Genomic DNA, 17,636 nt, shown 5'->3' on the forward strand with positions numbered 1-17,636 from the left:
AAATTTCCGTAATTCTACGGTAGCGATCGCATTTCTCCATCTGGCTTAATTTTACTATCAGTAGAAATACGGAGTCTGAGACAGGGTGTCATGGTCAGATGCAGGCAAAGTCAATCACGTCGGGGAATTTGTGTCACATCATCCGATTTCTGTAGAAGTATTTGAAGGAAATACAGGCTTTGCCGTGGCTTGATTGCAGGATAGTCACTCAATCGAGAATTGCAATTAAGGTGAAGCCTTCGCTACTACCAAGAATGACGCGATCGCGAATCGGCAATCCTGCCAATGTTGACTCATCTACCAGTAAGTAAGCCGACGTTGACGCTAACTGTTTCAACGCAGTTGTATCCGCCGGAATCACTTGGCGATCGCTATAAAAATCTAAACTGGGACGCCGATAACCAAACGATGTATAAATCACCGTGTCTGGGGGCGTGTGTTCCTGAATCAACTGGGCGACTGGTTTCACCGCAAAGGCTTCATTTAATTCCCAAACCCAGGATGTAGACATCATCAACAGCAACAACGCCAGGTATGTTCCGCCCAATAAAATCGGAATAAATTGGCGATTATGCTGGTAAACCTGCCAAGCTGCCAAACCCATTGTTAACGCCACAACCACGCCCATAATAATTAATACAGGCTGCGGATCTGCCAGGATAAAGTAAACACATCCCCCCACCCCTGCAACTGCCATTAGCCCCAAAAGCCAGACTAAAACTTGGGGATAATGCTTGCTTTTTTGCCACAACTGTGCTAAATACATACCAACAGCTAAGGCAAAAAAGGGATAGAACGGCATAATGTACCAAGGCAACTTGGTTCCCATTAGGGAAATCGTCCCCAGATAGCCAATCGTACCAATCAGTACCAGTTTGCCCCAACTCCGTTGACGATGATGCCAAGCTAACCCCAATCCGCCCAACCAAAACAGGAACCAGGGAAAACTGTATTTGAGTAATTCCAGCAAATAATACCAAGGCGCACCCTTATTTCCCTCCACAGATTCCGAGATGCGGTTCAACCCCTGCGCCTGAAAATGCACCTGCCAAAAGGTTTCACCATAATATTGCCACTGAACTGCATACCACGCGATCGCAGGTGTACTCCCCAAGAGAATCCCTAGCCAAAAATAGGGACTCTTTAACTGCGTCCATTGTCTATCAGCCAAGAGAAACCCAAACGCGATCGCACCCAACAGGATCACCAAAATCCCTTTAGTTAACGTAATCAATCCCAGGCTAATCACAATCCCAACCGCCCAACGCTTATCCTGACGCGCTTTCAGCAGACACAGTAGCAATAGCAGAAAAAACAACACTACCGTACCATCCAGCATCGCCAGACGCCCATGACGCACCACAGGTAGCAATGTCAAATAAACGCTAGCCGCTAATATAGCCGGGAGACGTCGGGTAAAAAGTTCTCGCCCCAACAAATAGAGTAGCGGAACACTACAAGCAGACAAAAACGCTCCCGGTAGGCGGGTGGTGAATTCTCCAATTCCCCAAAATTTATACGACAGAGCAATTAACCAATCCATTAACGGGGGTTTGAGTAGATAGGGTTCCCCCTGAAGTGTCGGATGAAGCCAGTTCCCGGTGCGGTAAATCTCTCTAGCAATCAGGGCGCGAGTCCCTTCATCCCAATCTCGTAGCGGTACATTTCCTAGAGAAATACTTCCCAGGAAAAAGGCGGCTAAGAAAAAACCGATTAGCCAATGGTTGTTAGTGAAATTCAGTCGTCGTTTTGCCATTTATCATTGGTTCTTTTTGACACTCACCGCCCTATAAGGACGGTGATTCTTTCATCGTAGGGATTCCAATGAATTTACCCTCAGAAAGCATCTTGACCGTGTGTCCCACGGCTGCAAGTCCTCTTATACAGACTATTTGTGCGGCTGCTACATCTCTATCGGTGGTGTAGCCGCAATGACTACATGAATGGACACGTTCTGACAGCAGTTTCTTTCCCGTTTCTGTTAGGCAGTTAGGACAAGTCTGACTTGTCTTTTTGGCATCGGTTTTTCGGAAAAATACGCCACGTTTAAAGCAGCATTGCTCTAATACTTGTAGGAATTGCCCCCAACCTGCATCTAAACAATGCTTGCCTAACATCCCTTTTGCTAGTGCCTTAAGGTTGAGGTCTTCAGCAAATATCATTCCCGCCCAATCACAAAGATTGTGGGCTAATTCCCAGTGGTAATTTTTCCTGATGTTTGCTATCCGTTCATGTAGTCGGCTGACTTTAGCTTGTGCCTTTTTTCGGTTGTTACTCCCTAAACGCTTTCTAGATACTCGTTTTTGCAGCAATTTAAGCTTGCATTCAAGTTTCCTGAAAGGCTTGGGATTAGAAAATAATCTACCGTTAGAGACGGCTACAAAATGACTAATTCCTACATCTATTCCTATGGCTTCCCCGTGAGGCATTGGCTGGGGTACATCAATATTCCACTGTAGGGTTAGCATGACGTACCAGCCAGATGCCCGTCTGACTACACGGGCTTGCTTGATGACTGCCCCCTCTGGAATCCGGCGAGACTGGTTAAACTTAACAAGCCCTATTTTAGGCAACTTAACAGCATTCCCTTGGATGGGTTGTTTTGCCAGTTGGGGGAATACAAATGACCGCATCCTACCGACCTTCTTAAATCGTGGAAAACCATGACCTTGCTCCCACATACTGACAAACGCTTTTTCTAATCTTTTTAGTGTTTGCTGGAGTACGTGAACTTGTACAGCTTTAAGCGCTGGAATGTTAGCTCGTGCCACGGTTAACCCACGGCATTGACTGGCATAGGTAGAACGTTTTGTATCAGCCGAAATGATGTATTCAGACCGGAGTGAGCAAGCGTTAATTTGACAGCTACGAGACTTAAACCAGTCCTTACGCTCACAGAGAGCGTAGTTATAAACACGCCGACACTGCTCTAACCATCCTTCAAAGATGGCTATCTGATTTTTTGTTGGCTTAAGCTTGAATTCGTAGGTTAGACTAAACAACTTGCATCACCTCCTTACCGTATTATACACACTTTTGACAAAACATCAGAACGATTTATCAAAAGCCGTCCTACAAGGACGGGGCTTGTGACCCAAGTCTTCGGTCATTTATTTTTGCCTAATGACCAATGATGGCAGTGAAGTGGCTTTTTAAAAGCGGGATGCACCCTTTGCACTCCAACTTAATTGACAAATCGTAACATTATTAACTAAACGGTTCGCCAATTACCTATATTTTTGATGGAGGTGGCGAGTTTTGTCTGATGACGACTCAATCTCTACCGTGATCCTGAATCTTGAACCGCTTCAGTAATTATTAAATGTTTTTCTGGCATCCAACAGTTCTAGATAAGATATTGGCACGACGATGGGCCACAGGATAGTAGCAATAAGCAAAATCACCCAAGAGGAAAATTTCTCATTTTGGGACAAGCTGTCATCATGTTGCATGAAATCTAACCATCGGCTAAAGAAAATCGGCAACATGATTACGTAAAATGCGATGGCTCCGATAAAAACTGTTTCCCACATAAATAACCTCAGTAGATTGAAAATTTGGTGGTGAGTGACTCCACGATAGAGAGATTCGTTGTCTATTCGTTACTCTGACCCGAAGGTACAAAAAAAAGGATACTATTCCAGATGAAAGATCTACACTTGACGTAAGCGTTTAAGCGTTTGTCAAATTAGTCTGCCTAATTAACGTTTCCTGATCCAGTTGCTGTTTATCAGTGAACTAATAATACTGACCTACTAGATCTAAGGCAAGTTGTTGAGCGTGATCTTGTGACAAAAATTAACAATATCTATCTCTAGAATGGTTTTCTTTCTATACTATTCTAGTATTGAAAAAAAGTTGTGGCTAGGGATAACCTGATGATTCGTGCAGTGTTATCCGCCCTAGTCGGCTTTCAAGGCAGAAATGACAAGTTCAAATAATCTCAATCCATCTCTGTTTCGAGTCATATTGTTACCATTTTGACACAATTGAAGTAGATGATCCGATGACTGGACTGGTGTTGACAAAGCCTTTACTCGGACTCAGTTTCACTCGGTAGAGGCTTGTGCCTGCTTCACCACCTGAGTAATCGAACTCAATCCTTGTTGTTCCAACTTTCTTAACAATCCCTGCATGATTCGCCGTGCCATCCAGGGTCCGGAGTAGACTAATCCCGTGTACACCTGAATCAAGCTGGCTCCGGCGGTGAGCTTTTCCCAGGCATCCTCGGCGGTAAAAATTCCCCCCACACCGATAATCGGTAATTTCCCCTGGGTTTGCTGGTGAATAAACCGAATTACCTCTGTCGAACGTTCCCGCAGTGGCGCACCACTAATTCCACCAGCTTCTTCAGTTACGGGTTTGCCTGTGGTGGCGATGACTTGGGTTTTCAGGATATCCCGGCGAATTGTTGTGTTAGTAGCCACAATCCCCGCAAGCTGATAGGTTTGAGCTAGCATCACAACATCCGCGATCGCCTCCCACTCCAAATCCGGTGCAATCTTGACTAAAAGCGGCTTTTGTCCTTGATTGTCCTGTTGCAACGTCTCCAAAATGATTCGCAGTTGTTCAGCATCTTGTAGCGATCGCAATCCGGGTGTATTGGGTGAACTCACATTAACCACAAAATAGTCACCCCAAGGCTTAAGTAGGCGGAAACTGGTTAAATAGTCAGTAGCGGCGTCTTCTAAGGGTGTTACCTTAGACTTACCCAGATTGATCCCCACAGGGATCGGCTCAAACGGCTGATGCGCGATCGCTCCTAATCGGTCTGCCAACGCTTGCGCCCCTCGATTATTAAACCCCATACGGTTGAGAACAGCTTTATCTTGGAGTAAACGGAACAACCGGGGTTGGGGGTTTCCGGGTTGGGCGTGACAGGTAACGGTTCCCAGTTCAGCAAAACCAAACCCAAAGATACGCCAAATTCGAGCCGCTACCCCATCTTTATCAAATCCGGCGGCTAAACCGAGAGGATTAGGAAATTTCAGTCCCCATAGGGTTTGTTCCAAGCGAACATCGCTCAGGCAAAAGGCTTGGTGCAATTGAGAGGAAAGCCAAGGAGTTGAGGAGGATTCATGAGTCCGATCTAGCCAACCTAATACATGCATTGTCTGTTCGTGCGCCCACTCCGGATCTGCCTTCACCAGCGAAAATAGAATGGGGCGAATGGCAGATTGGTAAATATCAGTCATTGGTTATTTGTCCTTTGTCATTCGTCATTGGTTTGCTTCCCCAGCTTCCCCGTTCCCTGTTCCCTATTCCCTGTTCCCTGATAATTAATTATGGGTCAGCAAAATCTACCATCCCAAAACGATCATCCATTCCTTGCCCTAGGACGAGTGCTGGAGACATTGCGGGAAGAGGACAATGCTGACGTGTTGATCGAGACTACTCTAAATTACCTGCAAACCGAGTTTGATTACCACCTGATCTGGATTGGGCTTTATGATCGCTTGGATCATCGCTTATTTGGCAAAGGGGGTATTGCTCCCACGGGTGAGACCGATTTTTTGAAGCAGCGATACAACCTGCAACCGGGTGATCTGTTAGAACAAATCGTGATTCAACAACGCCCAATCACCGTTCCTGATATTCAGCAAGAAATCCGCGCGGGAGAATGGCGACGAATTGCTACCAATTTAGGGATTCAGGGAACATTACTGTTTCCCTTACGCGCCAAGGATCAATGTTTTGGTGTCACCTTGTTGGGTTCACATCAATGGGGTATCTCTGCCCAACCCAAAGACACCGCCCATTTATCCATGGTGTTGGGTGGATTAGCGGCGGCTTTACATGAAATAGAGGTCAATTGGCAACAATCGGCAATCAAACGCCCTGATAAACCCCTGTTTCAAGCCCTCGATGAGCTGCTCCAATTGCCCAAGCTGGTTCAGCGTCTGGATAAATTGGTGGCGATGACTCAAGAGTTTATTACGCCGACGCGCACTAATATTTATTGGTATCATCCGCAGCAACGCTATTTCTGGCATCGGGTGGGTAATCGTCAATCTCTCCGCAGTGTTGTTGGGTTACGCAACTCCAAAGCGGGTCTTACTGTTGCTGAAGCCAGTGACTTTTATCAGGCGTTAAAGGTAGGTCAGTTAGTCACCATTGGCAGCAGTAGAAGCCAACTCAAGACAGAAACCACAGAACATATCCTACATCGACTCCGAACTCGCTCGTTGATGGCAGCCCCGATTCAAATTCAAGGGGAATTGTTGGGTTTTCTGTCGGTGGAAGAAGACGATCCGCGAATTTGGGAACGGGCAGAACGGAACTATATTTTAGCCACCGCTCAATTAGTGGCGCTGGTGGTGAGTGGAGAGGAATTAGACACCCAAGTTCAGGTAAGAATCAAGGATAGCCAGGTGCTAGCAAGGATCGCTCAAGCGATCGCCTGTCGTCCCACGCCTGAAGCCGCCCTGAATGAGTCGGGGAAGCTGATTTGCCAGCATCTGAATACGGATCGATTGGTAATCCTGCAACGGGATCAGTCGGGTCAATTCACTGTTGTGTTTAGCCGACAACCGTCGAATCGCCGTCCTTGTCCCTCACCCTTACCCCCCCTGAATGATCAGGATCAGCAGTGGTTGAGGGGACGAAAAAAAATGGAGGTGATTGAAGATATTGAGGCGGATGGGTTACTCATATCCTGGCGGGAGACGTTAACGCAACTGAATCTGCGATCGCTCCTGATTGAGTCTTTATCCTATCCAGCACATTCCCCGAAACAACCGAGTTTCCTGTTCTTGATTGGTCATGAGAGTCCTCGAACGTGGAACTCGAATGAACGGGATTTTGTGAAAACTGTAGCCCAACTCATCCATCTGCTGCTCACGCTATCGGGTGAGTTAGATAACGCCAAACGTTCATTTTTGGCGCATCAAACCCTGCAGTCGGGTCTATCCATGCTCCACTCAGCGCCCAAAGATCCGGTGCGCTTTGAACGGGCTTGGATTAATTATGTGGCAAAGTTGCTGGAATGTCCGCTGGTGGCGCTGCTTACTTGGACTCCCCAAATTGCTTGGGCGACGGTATCCACGGTGGCGGTTACGGATTCGCGTTTTGCTCTCCCTCCCGATTTAACCATTTCGGTGGCAACAAATCCCCTGATTCACCAGGCTCTAGCTACCCCCCATTTCCGCTGCTTTGCGGTGAAGGATCTGCCGGACTCGATCCGTCAATGGTTTAAGAGTCCCGATATGGGTCAAATTTTGGTGATTGCCTTACATCAGGATACCACTTCAGCCACGGGAGTGATCCTGATTGCGGATCACCAGGAACGAACGTGGTCTGAACGTTTGTTATCGGTACTGGAAATCTTAACCCAAGAGTTTACTGACTTGCGTGACTATCGGTATCGCCTGATGCAACAAACCCAAGAGCGGGAAAACTTGCAAGCTCTCAACTGGTACAAACACCGATGCTTGGAGAAATTGTATCAGTCTGTGCAGGAGATGAATAATGCCTTACTTTTATTAGACAGTCAGACATATTCTCCGGCGGAAGCCACACAGCAGATTACCAATTCGGCGTTACAAAAGATGCGTCGTCAGCAACTGCTGCACAAGTTAGAAGCCGTTCTAGCGGGGATGACTCCGATCCTCAAGCAAGAACAGTGGCAACTCAGGACGACGCTACGCCCGATCAAGTTGGCAACGTTGTTGAAGCGATCGCTGCGACAGGTGGAACCCTTTTATAATCAGCGTCAACTGGTTCTGAATATGCACAATGTCAGTCAGTTTACCATTTATGGGGATTACCTGAAGCTAGAATGCATTGTGTTGGAGTTATTGCTCACGATTGGTTTACAGTCCCGTGCTGGACGTTGGATTCATTTGTGGTGCTGTCCCTTGCGTTCAGATACTAAGCCCAGGCTGCCCTCAAGTTCACCTTATCCGTTACTCGAGTTACTGATTTCTCAAAGCAATTCTTTGGAGGAGTGTCAGCAGATTCTCACCACTTCACCGAGAAAATCGCTGCATAGCTTAAATATGAGAATTTGTCAACAGATTTTGCGGAGTTGGGGAGGCGATCTGCATTTTTACCAAACCCAAGTCCATGATTATTTGATCCGGTTGCTATTGCCATTGGAACAGAAGCAGAAGTAAGTCTGGCACGATTTTGGCGATCGCGAAATTTATACCAAGTTGCAGTTTACCACTAAAAAATCTAATTTATGCTTCATTAAAAAGCCAAGTATAGCGCTACGCGCTAGGCAATAGGCAATAAGCTGTCATGCATTTAAATTGGGTATTAGTAGCGAGCAAGATGCAAAGCCTGCGGCATGGCTTCGCTTAACGCACTACAAGGCTTTCGCCATTATTGACATTAAGGTTTAAATGCCGAACAGCTTAGGCAATAGGCAATAGGCAATAGGCAATAGTGAATAAAAACACTGACTTATCAAGGAATTGACCCTTCGACTCTTCGGCACACTCAGGGCGTCGCTTCGCGGCAATTGAGCCTGTCGAAATTCAGGCTCAACACCTCGGCTTCGCTCGGTGTTGAGCGATTTAAATTTTTATTTTTTTGTCCTAACCTTAGAGCGTAGTGCTATATAATCAAAATATAATTAGTTTTACAATTCAATCATTAAAAAGCGATGACTCTAAGATTTATTAGTCCAAAGACTGATTTTGCCTTCAAAAAAATATTTGGCTCAACAGACAGCAAAGATATCCTGATTAGCTTTTTAAATGCCTTAATTTATGAAGCCAATCCCGTGATTCAGGATTTAGAAATCATTGACCCCTATAATCCTAGAGAGGTGGTGGATCTCAAAGACAGCTATCTCGATGTCAAAGCCTTACTGGATAATGGCTCAACCGTGCTAATTGAAATGCAAGTCCTCAACCTAGCCTTCTTCGAGAAGCGGGTTATTTATAACCTGACCAAAACTTATGGAAATCAGCTAAAATATGGCGAAGGATATTCCTACCTGAAACCGGTCATTGCCTTAACAATTACCGACTTTCTCATGTTTGATCAGACACAACGGTATCTAACCCGGTTTAGCTTAAAGGAAAACCAAGAGTTGTTTAACTATCCTGATCCAGAAATCGAGTTAATTTTTGTAGAATTACCGAAATTCACGAAAACGCTAGATCAGCTAGAGAGTTTAACAGATAAATGGATTTATTTTATTAAAAATGCTCCCAGCTTGGAGGTAATTCCCCCCACATTTCGCCAATTTCCGGAACTAGATAAAGCGATGAATATCGCCAATCAAGCTAATTTAAGTGTAGAGGAAGTGGAAAAATTGCGGAAGCAAGAAATGTTCCTGGAAGACCAACGGGGATCGATTGTTAAGGCAAAGCAGGAAGGACTGCAAGAAGGATTAGAACAAGGAATCCGATGGATATTCCGTTTCCTGGAGCGACAGTTTGGATCAATTCCGTCAGAAATAAGTCAGGGAATTCAAAACTTATCGGTTGACCAGTTGGAACGTCTCGGAAATGATGTTTTTGATTTCAACAATTTAGAAGAGTTATCAAGTTGGTTACAGGAAAATGGGTGATTTTTGGGCGCTTGTGCGTAAGGTTTCCGGGGGGTCAGGTAATGGCTGAAATCCTTATGTGTTCCTAGACCACCCCGGAAGGGAACCAAGAGGGCTTGGGAACCAAGCCCCTACGGGGTTGGAAAATTGAGACGCCAACCGGGTTTGACGACTTGACGCGATCGCGCAATCACCAGACAATCATCAGGTGTCGTTTCAGTTACTACTGAACCCGCCGCTACTGTGACATCTTCGCCCAAGGTTATAGGTGCAACAAGCACACTATTGGAACCCGTCTTCGTGCGATCGCCGATTTGAGTGCGATGCTTTTGTACCCCATCGTAGTTGGCGGTAATCGTTCCTGCGCCGATATTCACCTGATCCCCTAACGTCGCATCCCCCAGATAAGACAGGTGGGCGATATTTGTGCGATCGCCAATTTGGGCGTTTTTCAGTTCCACAAAATTCCCCACCCGACAAGATTCCCCGACGCTGACATGACCTCTAAGATGAGTATAGGGTCCGATTCGGCTATTCTCTTGCACCACCGAATCACTCACCACCGAAAACAGCGCCGTGACATTCTTCCCTAACTGACTATTTTCTATCAGACTTCCGGGTCCAATCCGACTCCCAGAACCAATTACGGTTTTTCCCCGCAGGTGGGTTTGGGGTTCAATAATCACATCCGGTTGTAATTCCACCGTGTCATCAATGGTAATACTATCGGGATTAATTAACGTCACCCCCGCCATCATCCAGGCTTCCTTCACCCGATCTTGCAAAATCTGGTATGCTTCGGCTAACTGATTGCGGTTGTTAATTCCCAAAATTTCCTGATAATCCTCCACATCAACCGCCATGACAGGTTTTAGCTGATGAATCGTATCCGTTAAATAATATTCCTTTTGGTCATTATTTGACTGTAGATTTGGCAGTATTTTTGCCAATTTATGCCAATTGAAACAATAGACTCCCGCATTAATTCGACGGTTCTGCTTTTGGGCTGTGGTGCAGTCTCGATCTTCTACAATCTGAGTGACGAGGTTTTGTCCATCACAAAAAACTCGTCCATATCCTTGCGGATTCGGCAGTTGCGCGGTTAAAATCGTCGCGGCATTTTGATGGGTTTTATGGGTATCTAATAATTGTTGCAGGGTTTGGGATCGCAACAGGGGAACATCACCATTCAAGACCAACAAATCCCCCGTAAATCCTTCTAAGTGGGGGAGGAGTTGTTGTACTGCATGACCGGTTCCCAATTGTTCGGCTTGTTCCACAAATTCTATATCCTGGAACTGGGCGAGAGAATGTTTAACTTGTTCGGCTTGATAGCCGACAATCACCAGACACCGCAACGGATCGACACCAAGACAACTTTTGAGAACTCGTTCCACCATTGACAAGGAACCCAAATTGTGGCATACCTTGGGCAACTTAGATTTCATTCGTGTCCCGCGTCCTGCTGCTAAAATCGCGACTGCAACCATGATTGAGATAGGGGTGATCTGCTACCGAGTTATAGAGTTTCGCTCACTGATAATACCATAGTCGGCTCAAGTATTCCCAGAAACCGGGTTTCTCGTGTGCATGACAAATCTGATATCGGCATTTCACCCAAATAAACCCGGTTTATTGACCGATGCCCTAGTGATATTATACGCCACTAACGGCTAGGGCTAAACTGACAATTTAGACTCTAAACTTTTCTCAACTCTTCACCATTTGTAACAGTTTTTTGATTAAAACAACAAAATCAAGCCATAGAATAAAAAGCATCAACTGTAATTCTCAAAATAGATTAAGATATGTTGCTGTTTTTGATAAACCTGAAGAAAACTGATTAATCCTCAATTCTTTTCCGATGCATTGTGTTATAAAAAAAGTACCTTGAATTCCCGTCAAGCAACCGGTTGAGATGGTAGGGATTTAACAACTGGATAGGGAACAATCGCAATGAAAACCATGTATCGACTGCTTATCCCCTTCTGCTTAGTCGCCGCGTTCACACCGACGCCGCTAGTCTCTCAACCGATTACACCAGCGGCTGATGGAACAGAAACCCAGGTTATACCCGATGGTAACCACTTGGATATCCAAGGGGGTAGCGTTTCCGCAGATGGGGCAAATCTGTTTCATAGTTTCCAGCAATTTGGACTCGATTTCGATCAAATTGCCAATTTTCTGGCGAATCCCCAGACTCGTAATATTTTAGGGCGGGTGATTGGGGGTGATGCGTCGATTATTAATGGTTTAATCCAAGTGACTGGGGGTAATAATGCTAACTTATTTTTACTCAACCCAGCCGGAATTGTCTTTGGTGCAGACGCCCGGTTAAATGTTCCGGCTGATTTCACAGCAACCACGGCGACGAGTATTGGGTTTGGCAATACTAATTGGTTCAATGCTTTCGGTAACAATGACTACCAAAGTTTAGTGGGTGTTCCCAATCAATTTGCCTTTGATGTTTCCCAGCCGGGGAGTATTGTTAATGCTGGTCATTTAGCCGTAGCCGAGGGGCAGAATTTAACGTTACTGGGGGGTACTGTAATTAATACCGGACAACTCACTGCACCCGGAGGAACGATTACCATTGCGGCTGTACCGGGTGAAAATTTAGTCCGCATTAGTCAACCGGGAAACTTGTTGAGTTTGGAGATTTCCCCCCGTCCAAGTAATACTAATGAACCGCTACAGCTAAATCCTCTGGATTTGCCAGTATTGTTAACGGGTACAGGGGAAACAGTAGATACGGGATTAACTGTTTCTCCAACTAATGAGGTGCAGTTAACTGAATCGGGGATAACCCTACCGACTGAAGCCGGAATAGCTATTGTTTCCGGTAATTTGGATGTATCTATGCCAGACTTTTCAGCTTCACCACAGATAGGGGGTGAGGTTAATGTTTTGGGCGATAACGTGGCACTTATTGACGCAAGGATTAATGCGTCTGGGGCAAATGGTGGGGGTACAGTCAGGATTGGTGGAGAGTATCAGGGAAGCGGTACAATCCCTAATGCTTTACAGACGTTTGTGAGTCAAAATTCAGTAATTAATGCGGATGCATTGATTGATGGGAATGGCGGAAACGTGATTCTTTGGTCAGATGAAACGACCCGCTTTTTGGGTAGCATCAGCGCCCGTGGTGGATTGAATGGCGGCGATGGTGGGTTTGTTGAAGTTTCGGGAAAACAGGCTTTGGATTTTCAAGGCGTTGTTGATTTGTTAGCGCCGGCTGGTCAAGTGGGAACGCTATTATTAGACCCAACAGATATTACGATTAGTACTGTAGCAGATAGCGGAACTATGACGTTTGCTGGGGGTATATTTTCCGACACAACGACGACTCCATCTACACTGAATACGACGACTCTAGAGAATCAATTGGCTTTAAGTAATGTCACCGTTTCGACAGCTTCGGGTTTATCCGGTGCGGGAACCATTACTGTAAATGAGCCGATTACCTGGAGTAGTGACTCGTCGCTAACACTTTTCGCTGATAACGATATTAATGTTAATGCGGATATTAGCTATTCGGGAACGGCTGAGACTGCTTTAACCTTACAAGCGAATAACAGTATTCTTTTCAATTCAGGTGCAGATATAACGGCTAATACTACAGGGAAGTTGGATGTTACTGTGAATGCTGACCGAGATGGGAGTGGTGCGGGGTCAATTCTCCTTAACCCTGGTTCAGCTATCAATTCTAATGGTGGTGATATTATTCTGGGGGGTGGCGATAATCCGTTGATGAATCCTGCGGTAGGTACAATGTCCAATTCTTCTGGAATTATTCTCGACAATGCTGTACTCAATTCTGGGATAGGTGATATTTCGATTATAGGTAAGGGCATCGATAATTCACAGTTAGCCCAAGGTATAGAGATCAGGAACGGAACGACAATTCAAACCACTACGGGTAATATCAAGCTGACGGGGACAGGTGGGATAGGAGTCGATGAAAATCATGGAATTTTTATTTGGGAACCCGTTAATCCAAGTAATCCAGCTAGTATACTCAGTTCAGTTGATGGCACTATTAGTCTAACCGGAATAGGACAAGGAACAGGAGATGAGAATAGTGGTATTCGAGTTGATAACTTTTCCGGTGGGATGGGTCCGGTTGTCGAAACCACAGGGAGTGGTACGATAACCTTTAATGGTACGGGAAGTAGCGCAGGAAATGAAGCCAATGATGGTATTGTTTTGGGTGAGGGTAATATCATAATTCGTTCAGCCGATGGTGATATCAATTTGACGGGAGTTGGACAAGGTTCAACAACTCAAAGTGATGGCGTGGAAATTGCTTTAGATTCTATTGTGGAAGCGACGGGAACCGGAACTATCCGATTAAATGGTACTGGTGGGATGGGTACAAGTGATAATCAAGGCGTGCGGATATGGAAATCGTCCCAGGTGCGAACGAATGAGGGGACAGTTGACGTAATTGGTGTTAGTGGTGCGGGAATTAATTCCTACGGAATTCAGCTAGCTGAAAATGGAGAGTTGGGACAAGAAACGCAAACGGGAAACCTGACACTAACGACAGATTCGTTGGATATTGATAATACGTTTAACGTGGTGAGTACGGGACAATTACAGGTACAACCGTTAACCCCCAGTTTAGGAATTACGATTGGCGATACCAGCGTTGGCACATTAAACCTGGATACCACTACACTGGCTAGTTTCCGCAATGGATTTTCGCAAATTATTATTGGTGGCGCGAATCGTAGTGGCGCAATTACCCTAGCTAATAATGTTACCTTTAATGATCCCGTAATTTTGCGATCGCCAACCAACTCAGGTTCGATTACGACGACAGGGTATACCTTAACCGGAATCGATGACGCGACGATTCACCTAGAAGCGAATCAAGATATTATAACGGGCGATATTATTAATCCAGGTGGGGAGATTACCCTCACTAGCAATAACGGAACTATTGACACTCATCGCGGAATTCTCAATACTAGCGCCGCAACCGGAGATGGGGGAGAGATTACTCTCACGGCGAACACGATTAATCCAGGTTCTATTAATACCTCTGCGGGTGCTGGACGTGGTGGTAATATCAGCTTGAATGGTACTGTGACTCTGACTCAACCGGATACAACCTTCACCACCACAGGAATGACGGTTGGGGGTGATATGATATTCACCAATATGCTCAATGGTGTCACGCCTGATACTCAAAACCTGACGCTAAATTCGGGTACGGGTAATATTACGTTTGAGGATAGTGTCGGGAATACGGTTAATCTGGGAAACTTAACCATCAATAGTACAGGTATCACCCAATTTAAGGGTTCTGTAACCGTTGAGAGTCTAACTACCGATGCCGAGGGTATGACTCAAATTCGTGGAAATGTGATAACGAACGGAGAGTTGGGTCAAACATACCGTGATGATGTTACCCTGATTGGCGATATTGAATTAACAGGTGACGAAATTAATTTTTTCGGGAATGTATCGGGGAATGGGACTTTGACGTTACAACCGTTTAGTCCTAGTCACGCGATCGCGATTAATGGTGTAACTGATACTAACACAGAACAGCTAGACTTGTCAGCCCGTGATATCAACGCCTGGGAAATGGGTTTCGAGTCTATCACCATCGGGCGTAATGACAGCAGTGGCGCGATTACCCTAGCTGATGATGTGACGTTTAAGGACTCAGTGACATTGCGATCGCCCATGGGTAATGGTTCGATCAATACCACTGGCTTTACTCTAACCGGAAACGGTGAGATTACGCTACTAGCGAATCAAGATATTATCACAGGTACGATTAACAATCCCGGCGCGGCGGTGACGCTGACGAGTCTTTCGGGAAATATCAATACTGATGCGGGGACAATTTACACACGATCAAGTATAGGCAAAGGAGGCGCGATCGCACTCAATGCCCGTAATACTATCACGACTGGTGATTTAGACTCAGGTTCTGCATCTGGAACTCCAGGACCCATTACACTTAATGCAGGTAACCAGATTACGTTCAATCGTCCTCTAATTTTACCTGGAGATTTCTCGGTGAGTATCCCCAACTCCGGTAACATTATTTTTAATAGCACGGTTGATGGAACCTACGATCTCACCCTTAATCCCGGTGGTGGTATTGTTCAGTTTAATGATCGGGTTGGCAGCTTGCAACCGTTGCAAAGTTTATGGGTTCAAGGTGATATTATCACTAATAATCGAGCCGGGATAGATATCACAGCCGAGAATACGATCAAAACCGATGATATTACTGCCCCTGGCGGGATTAATTTGTTCAGCCACAACGGACAAATCTCCACAGGTATTCTGGATACCTCCGCTTCTGGTAATGGTGGTAATAGTAAGCTGACTGCTAATGACAGGATTACTGTTAGCCACATTAATACTCAGAGTCTCAATGGTATAGGCGGAAACGTTGAAATTACAACCAATCATTTCTTCCGGGCGACTGACTCTTTCATCGACCAAAATGGTATCAATGCCAGTATTTCCACGGCTGGAGGAACAGACGGTGGCAGCATTATTATCCGTCATGGGGGAATCATGCCATTTATTGTTGGTAATTCCCAAACCAACGGTATCCGAGGCGCAATGACCCGAGGTGATACTACACCAGACCAAACAATTGTACCCAATCAAGCTTATTTCTTCAGCCATACCCAGGATGAAGAACGGATACAAATTTTATCATCCCCTGTCCCTTTTATTCTCGATGAATTTCTCATTCGAGAAGCCAAACCCGACCTAGAGACAGACGTAGATATTATCGAGTCTTTAAACAATCTAATTGGGCAGGGTTTAGAAGCCGAAATTGAAATTGAGGAAGATCCTGAAACGGGAGAAAAAAGGATTGTGCAGCGCTTTTACATTCCAGGAACTCTCTCGCTCAATCTTGAGACTTCATTATCAGTGGGTCAGACTGACCAACTGTTTGAGGAGCAATTTGAGAAGTATTTTCAGCAAAATCTAAGCCGTGAAATCATCACCGCCGAAGGTTTGCGAGACACCCTAACCACTCTAAAGGAGCAAACGGGAAAGAGTTCCGGCGTTGTTTATGTACGTTCTCTGACCAACCATCTAGAACTGCTGTTAGTTCTTCCTCAAGGTTATCCTATTCGCAAGAGAATCCCAACCGCCAATGCTAAAGAATTACAGAAAACCTTGACAGAATTTCGCCAAACCGTCACCGATTCCCATCGCCCCAAAGCCTACCTCGCCCCCGCCCAACAACTTTATAATTGGATGATTGCCCCGCTAGAATCTGAGCTAGAAGAACAGGGAATTGATACGCTGATCTTTTGTATGGACGCAGGTTTGCGGACAATTCCCATGGCAGCACTTCACGATGGCAACCAATTTCTTGTCGAAAAATATTCAATTGGTTCTATACCCAGCATGAGTCTCACCAATCAGCGCTATAACACCATCAAAAATGCCCAAGTTTTAGCCATGGGAGCATCTAAATTTGAAGACTTACCCCCGCTTCCCGCTGTACCGAATGAATTGCAGATTATTACTAAAGAATTATGGTCGGGTCAATCTTTTTTAAATGAAGACTTTACCCTAAACAATCTGAAACAACAGCGTCAGCAATTTGGCATTATCCACCTCGCCACGCACGCCGATTTCCTACCTAATGACCCCAGTCATTCCTATATTCAACTCTGGGATGAAAAACTCCGGTTAAATCAGTTAAGGCAAATCGGTTGGAATCAGTCGCCTCAAGTGGAGTTATTAGTCTTAAGTGCTTGTCGCACCGCTATTGGCGATGTGAATGCGGAGTTAGGGTTTGCTGGATTAGCGGTGAATGCGGGAGTGAAATCTGCCTTAGCCAGTCTTTGGTATGTCAGTGATGGCAGCACATTGGCGCTGATGAGCGAGTTTTATCGGCAATTAAGTCAACCTGACGTGACAATTAAAGCGGAAGCATTGCAACGCGCCCAAATTGCCATGCTGCGGGGACAGGTGCGTCTGGAGAATGGTCAATTACACGGTATTGGTATGGGGGGAATTCCTTTACCCCCGGAACTAAAAGGCAGAGGTAATCAAGATTTTTCTCATCCTTATTACTGGGCGGCATTTACGATGATTGGTAGTCCTTGGTAGAGGAATATTTTTGAGGGAACCTGGT

Annotated in this window: 8 protein-coding genes; 3 read left to right on the top strand and 5 right to left on the bottom strand. The window is 45.5% G+C overall.

What is annotated here, in order from left to right; all coding sequences use genetic code 11:
- Window positions 1–208: 208 nt before the first annotated feature.
- The 4 genes from RH949_RS21230 to RH949_RS21245 form a co-directional block, all read right to left on the bottom strand.
- Window positions 209–1,756 (bottom strand): ArnT family glycosyltransferase, encoded by a 1,548-nt coding sequence (locus RH949_RS21230; protein ID WP_446355932.1) that lies wholly within the window; start codon window positions 1,754–1,756, stop codon window positions 209–211.
- 31 nt (window positions 1,757–1,787) lie between these two features.
- Window positions 1,788–3,002, bottom strand: a complete 1,215-nt coding sequence (locus RH949_RS21235; RefSeq protein ID WP_446355934.1) for an RNA-guided endonuclease InsQ/TnpB family protein — start codon at window positions 3,000–3,002, stop codon at window positions 1,788–1,790.
- 306 nt (window positions 3,003–3,308) lie between these two features.
- Window positions 3,309–3,533, bottom strand: a complete 225-nt coding sequence (locus RH949_RS21240; protein WP_446355936.1) for a hypothetical protein — start codon at window positions 3,531–3,533, stop codon at window positions 3,309–3,311.
- 516 nt (window positions 3,534–4,049) lie between these two features.
- Complete coding sequence (locus RH949_RS21245; protein WP_446355938.1) at window positions 4,050–5,195, bottom strand: quinone-dependent dihydroorotate dehydrogenase; 1,146 nt, start codon at window positions 5,193–5,195, stop codon at window positions 4,050–4,052.
- 90 nt (window positions 5,196–5,285) lie between these two features.
- On the opposite strand from RH949_RS21245, the gene RH949_RS21250 reads away from it, so the two are divergent.
- Together RH949_RS21250 and RH949_RS21255 are read left to right on the top strand one after the other, a co-directional pair.
- Window positions 5,286–8,114, top strand: a complete 2,829-nt coding sequence (locus RH949_RS21250; protein ID WP_446355940.1) for a GAF domain-containing protein — start codon at window positions 5,286–5,288, stop codon at window positions 8,112–8,114.
- A 494-nt stretch (window positions 8,115–8,608) separates the two neighbouring features.
- Window positions 8,609–9,523, top strand: a complete 915-nt coding sequence (locus RH949_RS21255) for an Rpn family recombination-promoting nuclease/putative transposase (RefSeq protein WP_446355942.1) — start codon at window positions 8,609–8,611, stop codon at window positions 9,521–9,523.
- 110 nt (window positions 9,524–9,633) lie between these two features.
- Here RH949_RS21255 and glmU read toward each other — a convergent pair whose 3' ends face one another.
- Window positions 9,634–10,992, bottom strand: a complete 1,359-nt coding sequence (gene glmU / locus RH949_RS21260; RefSeq protein WP_446355944.1) for a bifunctional UDP-N-acetylglucosamine diphosphorylase/glucosamine-1-phosphate N-acetyltransferase GlmU — start codon at window positions 10,990–10,992, stop codon at window positions 9,634–9,636.
- Window positions 10,993–11,467: 475 nt separating this feature from the next.
- Between glmU and RH949_RS21265 the strand changes: the two genes are divergently transcribed.
- Complete coding sequence (locus tag RH949_RS21265) at window positions 11,468–17,611, top strand: CHAT domain-containing protein (protein WP_446355967.1); 6,144 nt, start codon at window positions 11,468–11,470, stop codon at window positions 17,609–17,611.
- Window positions 17,612–17,636 lie beyond the last annotated feature (25 nt).

The sequence above is a fragment of the Coleofasciculus sp. A1-SPW-01 genome (assembly GCF_040217205.1).
In the GTDB taxonomy this organism is placed as follows: Bacteria; Cyanobacteriota; Cyanobacteriia; order Cyanobacteriales; family Coleofasciculaceae; genus Coleofasciculus; species Coleofasciculus chthonoplastes_A.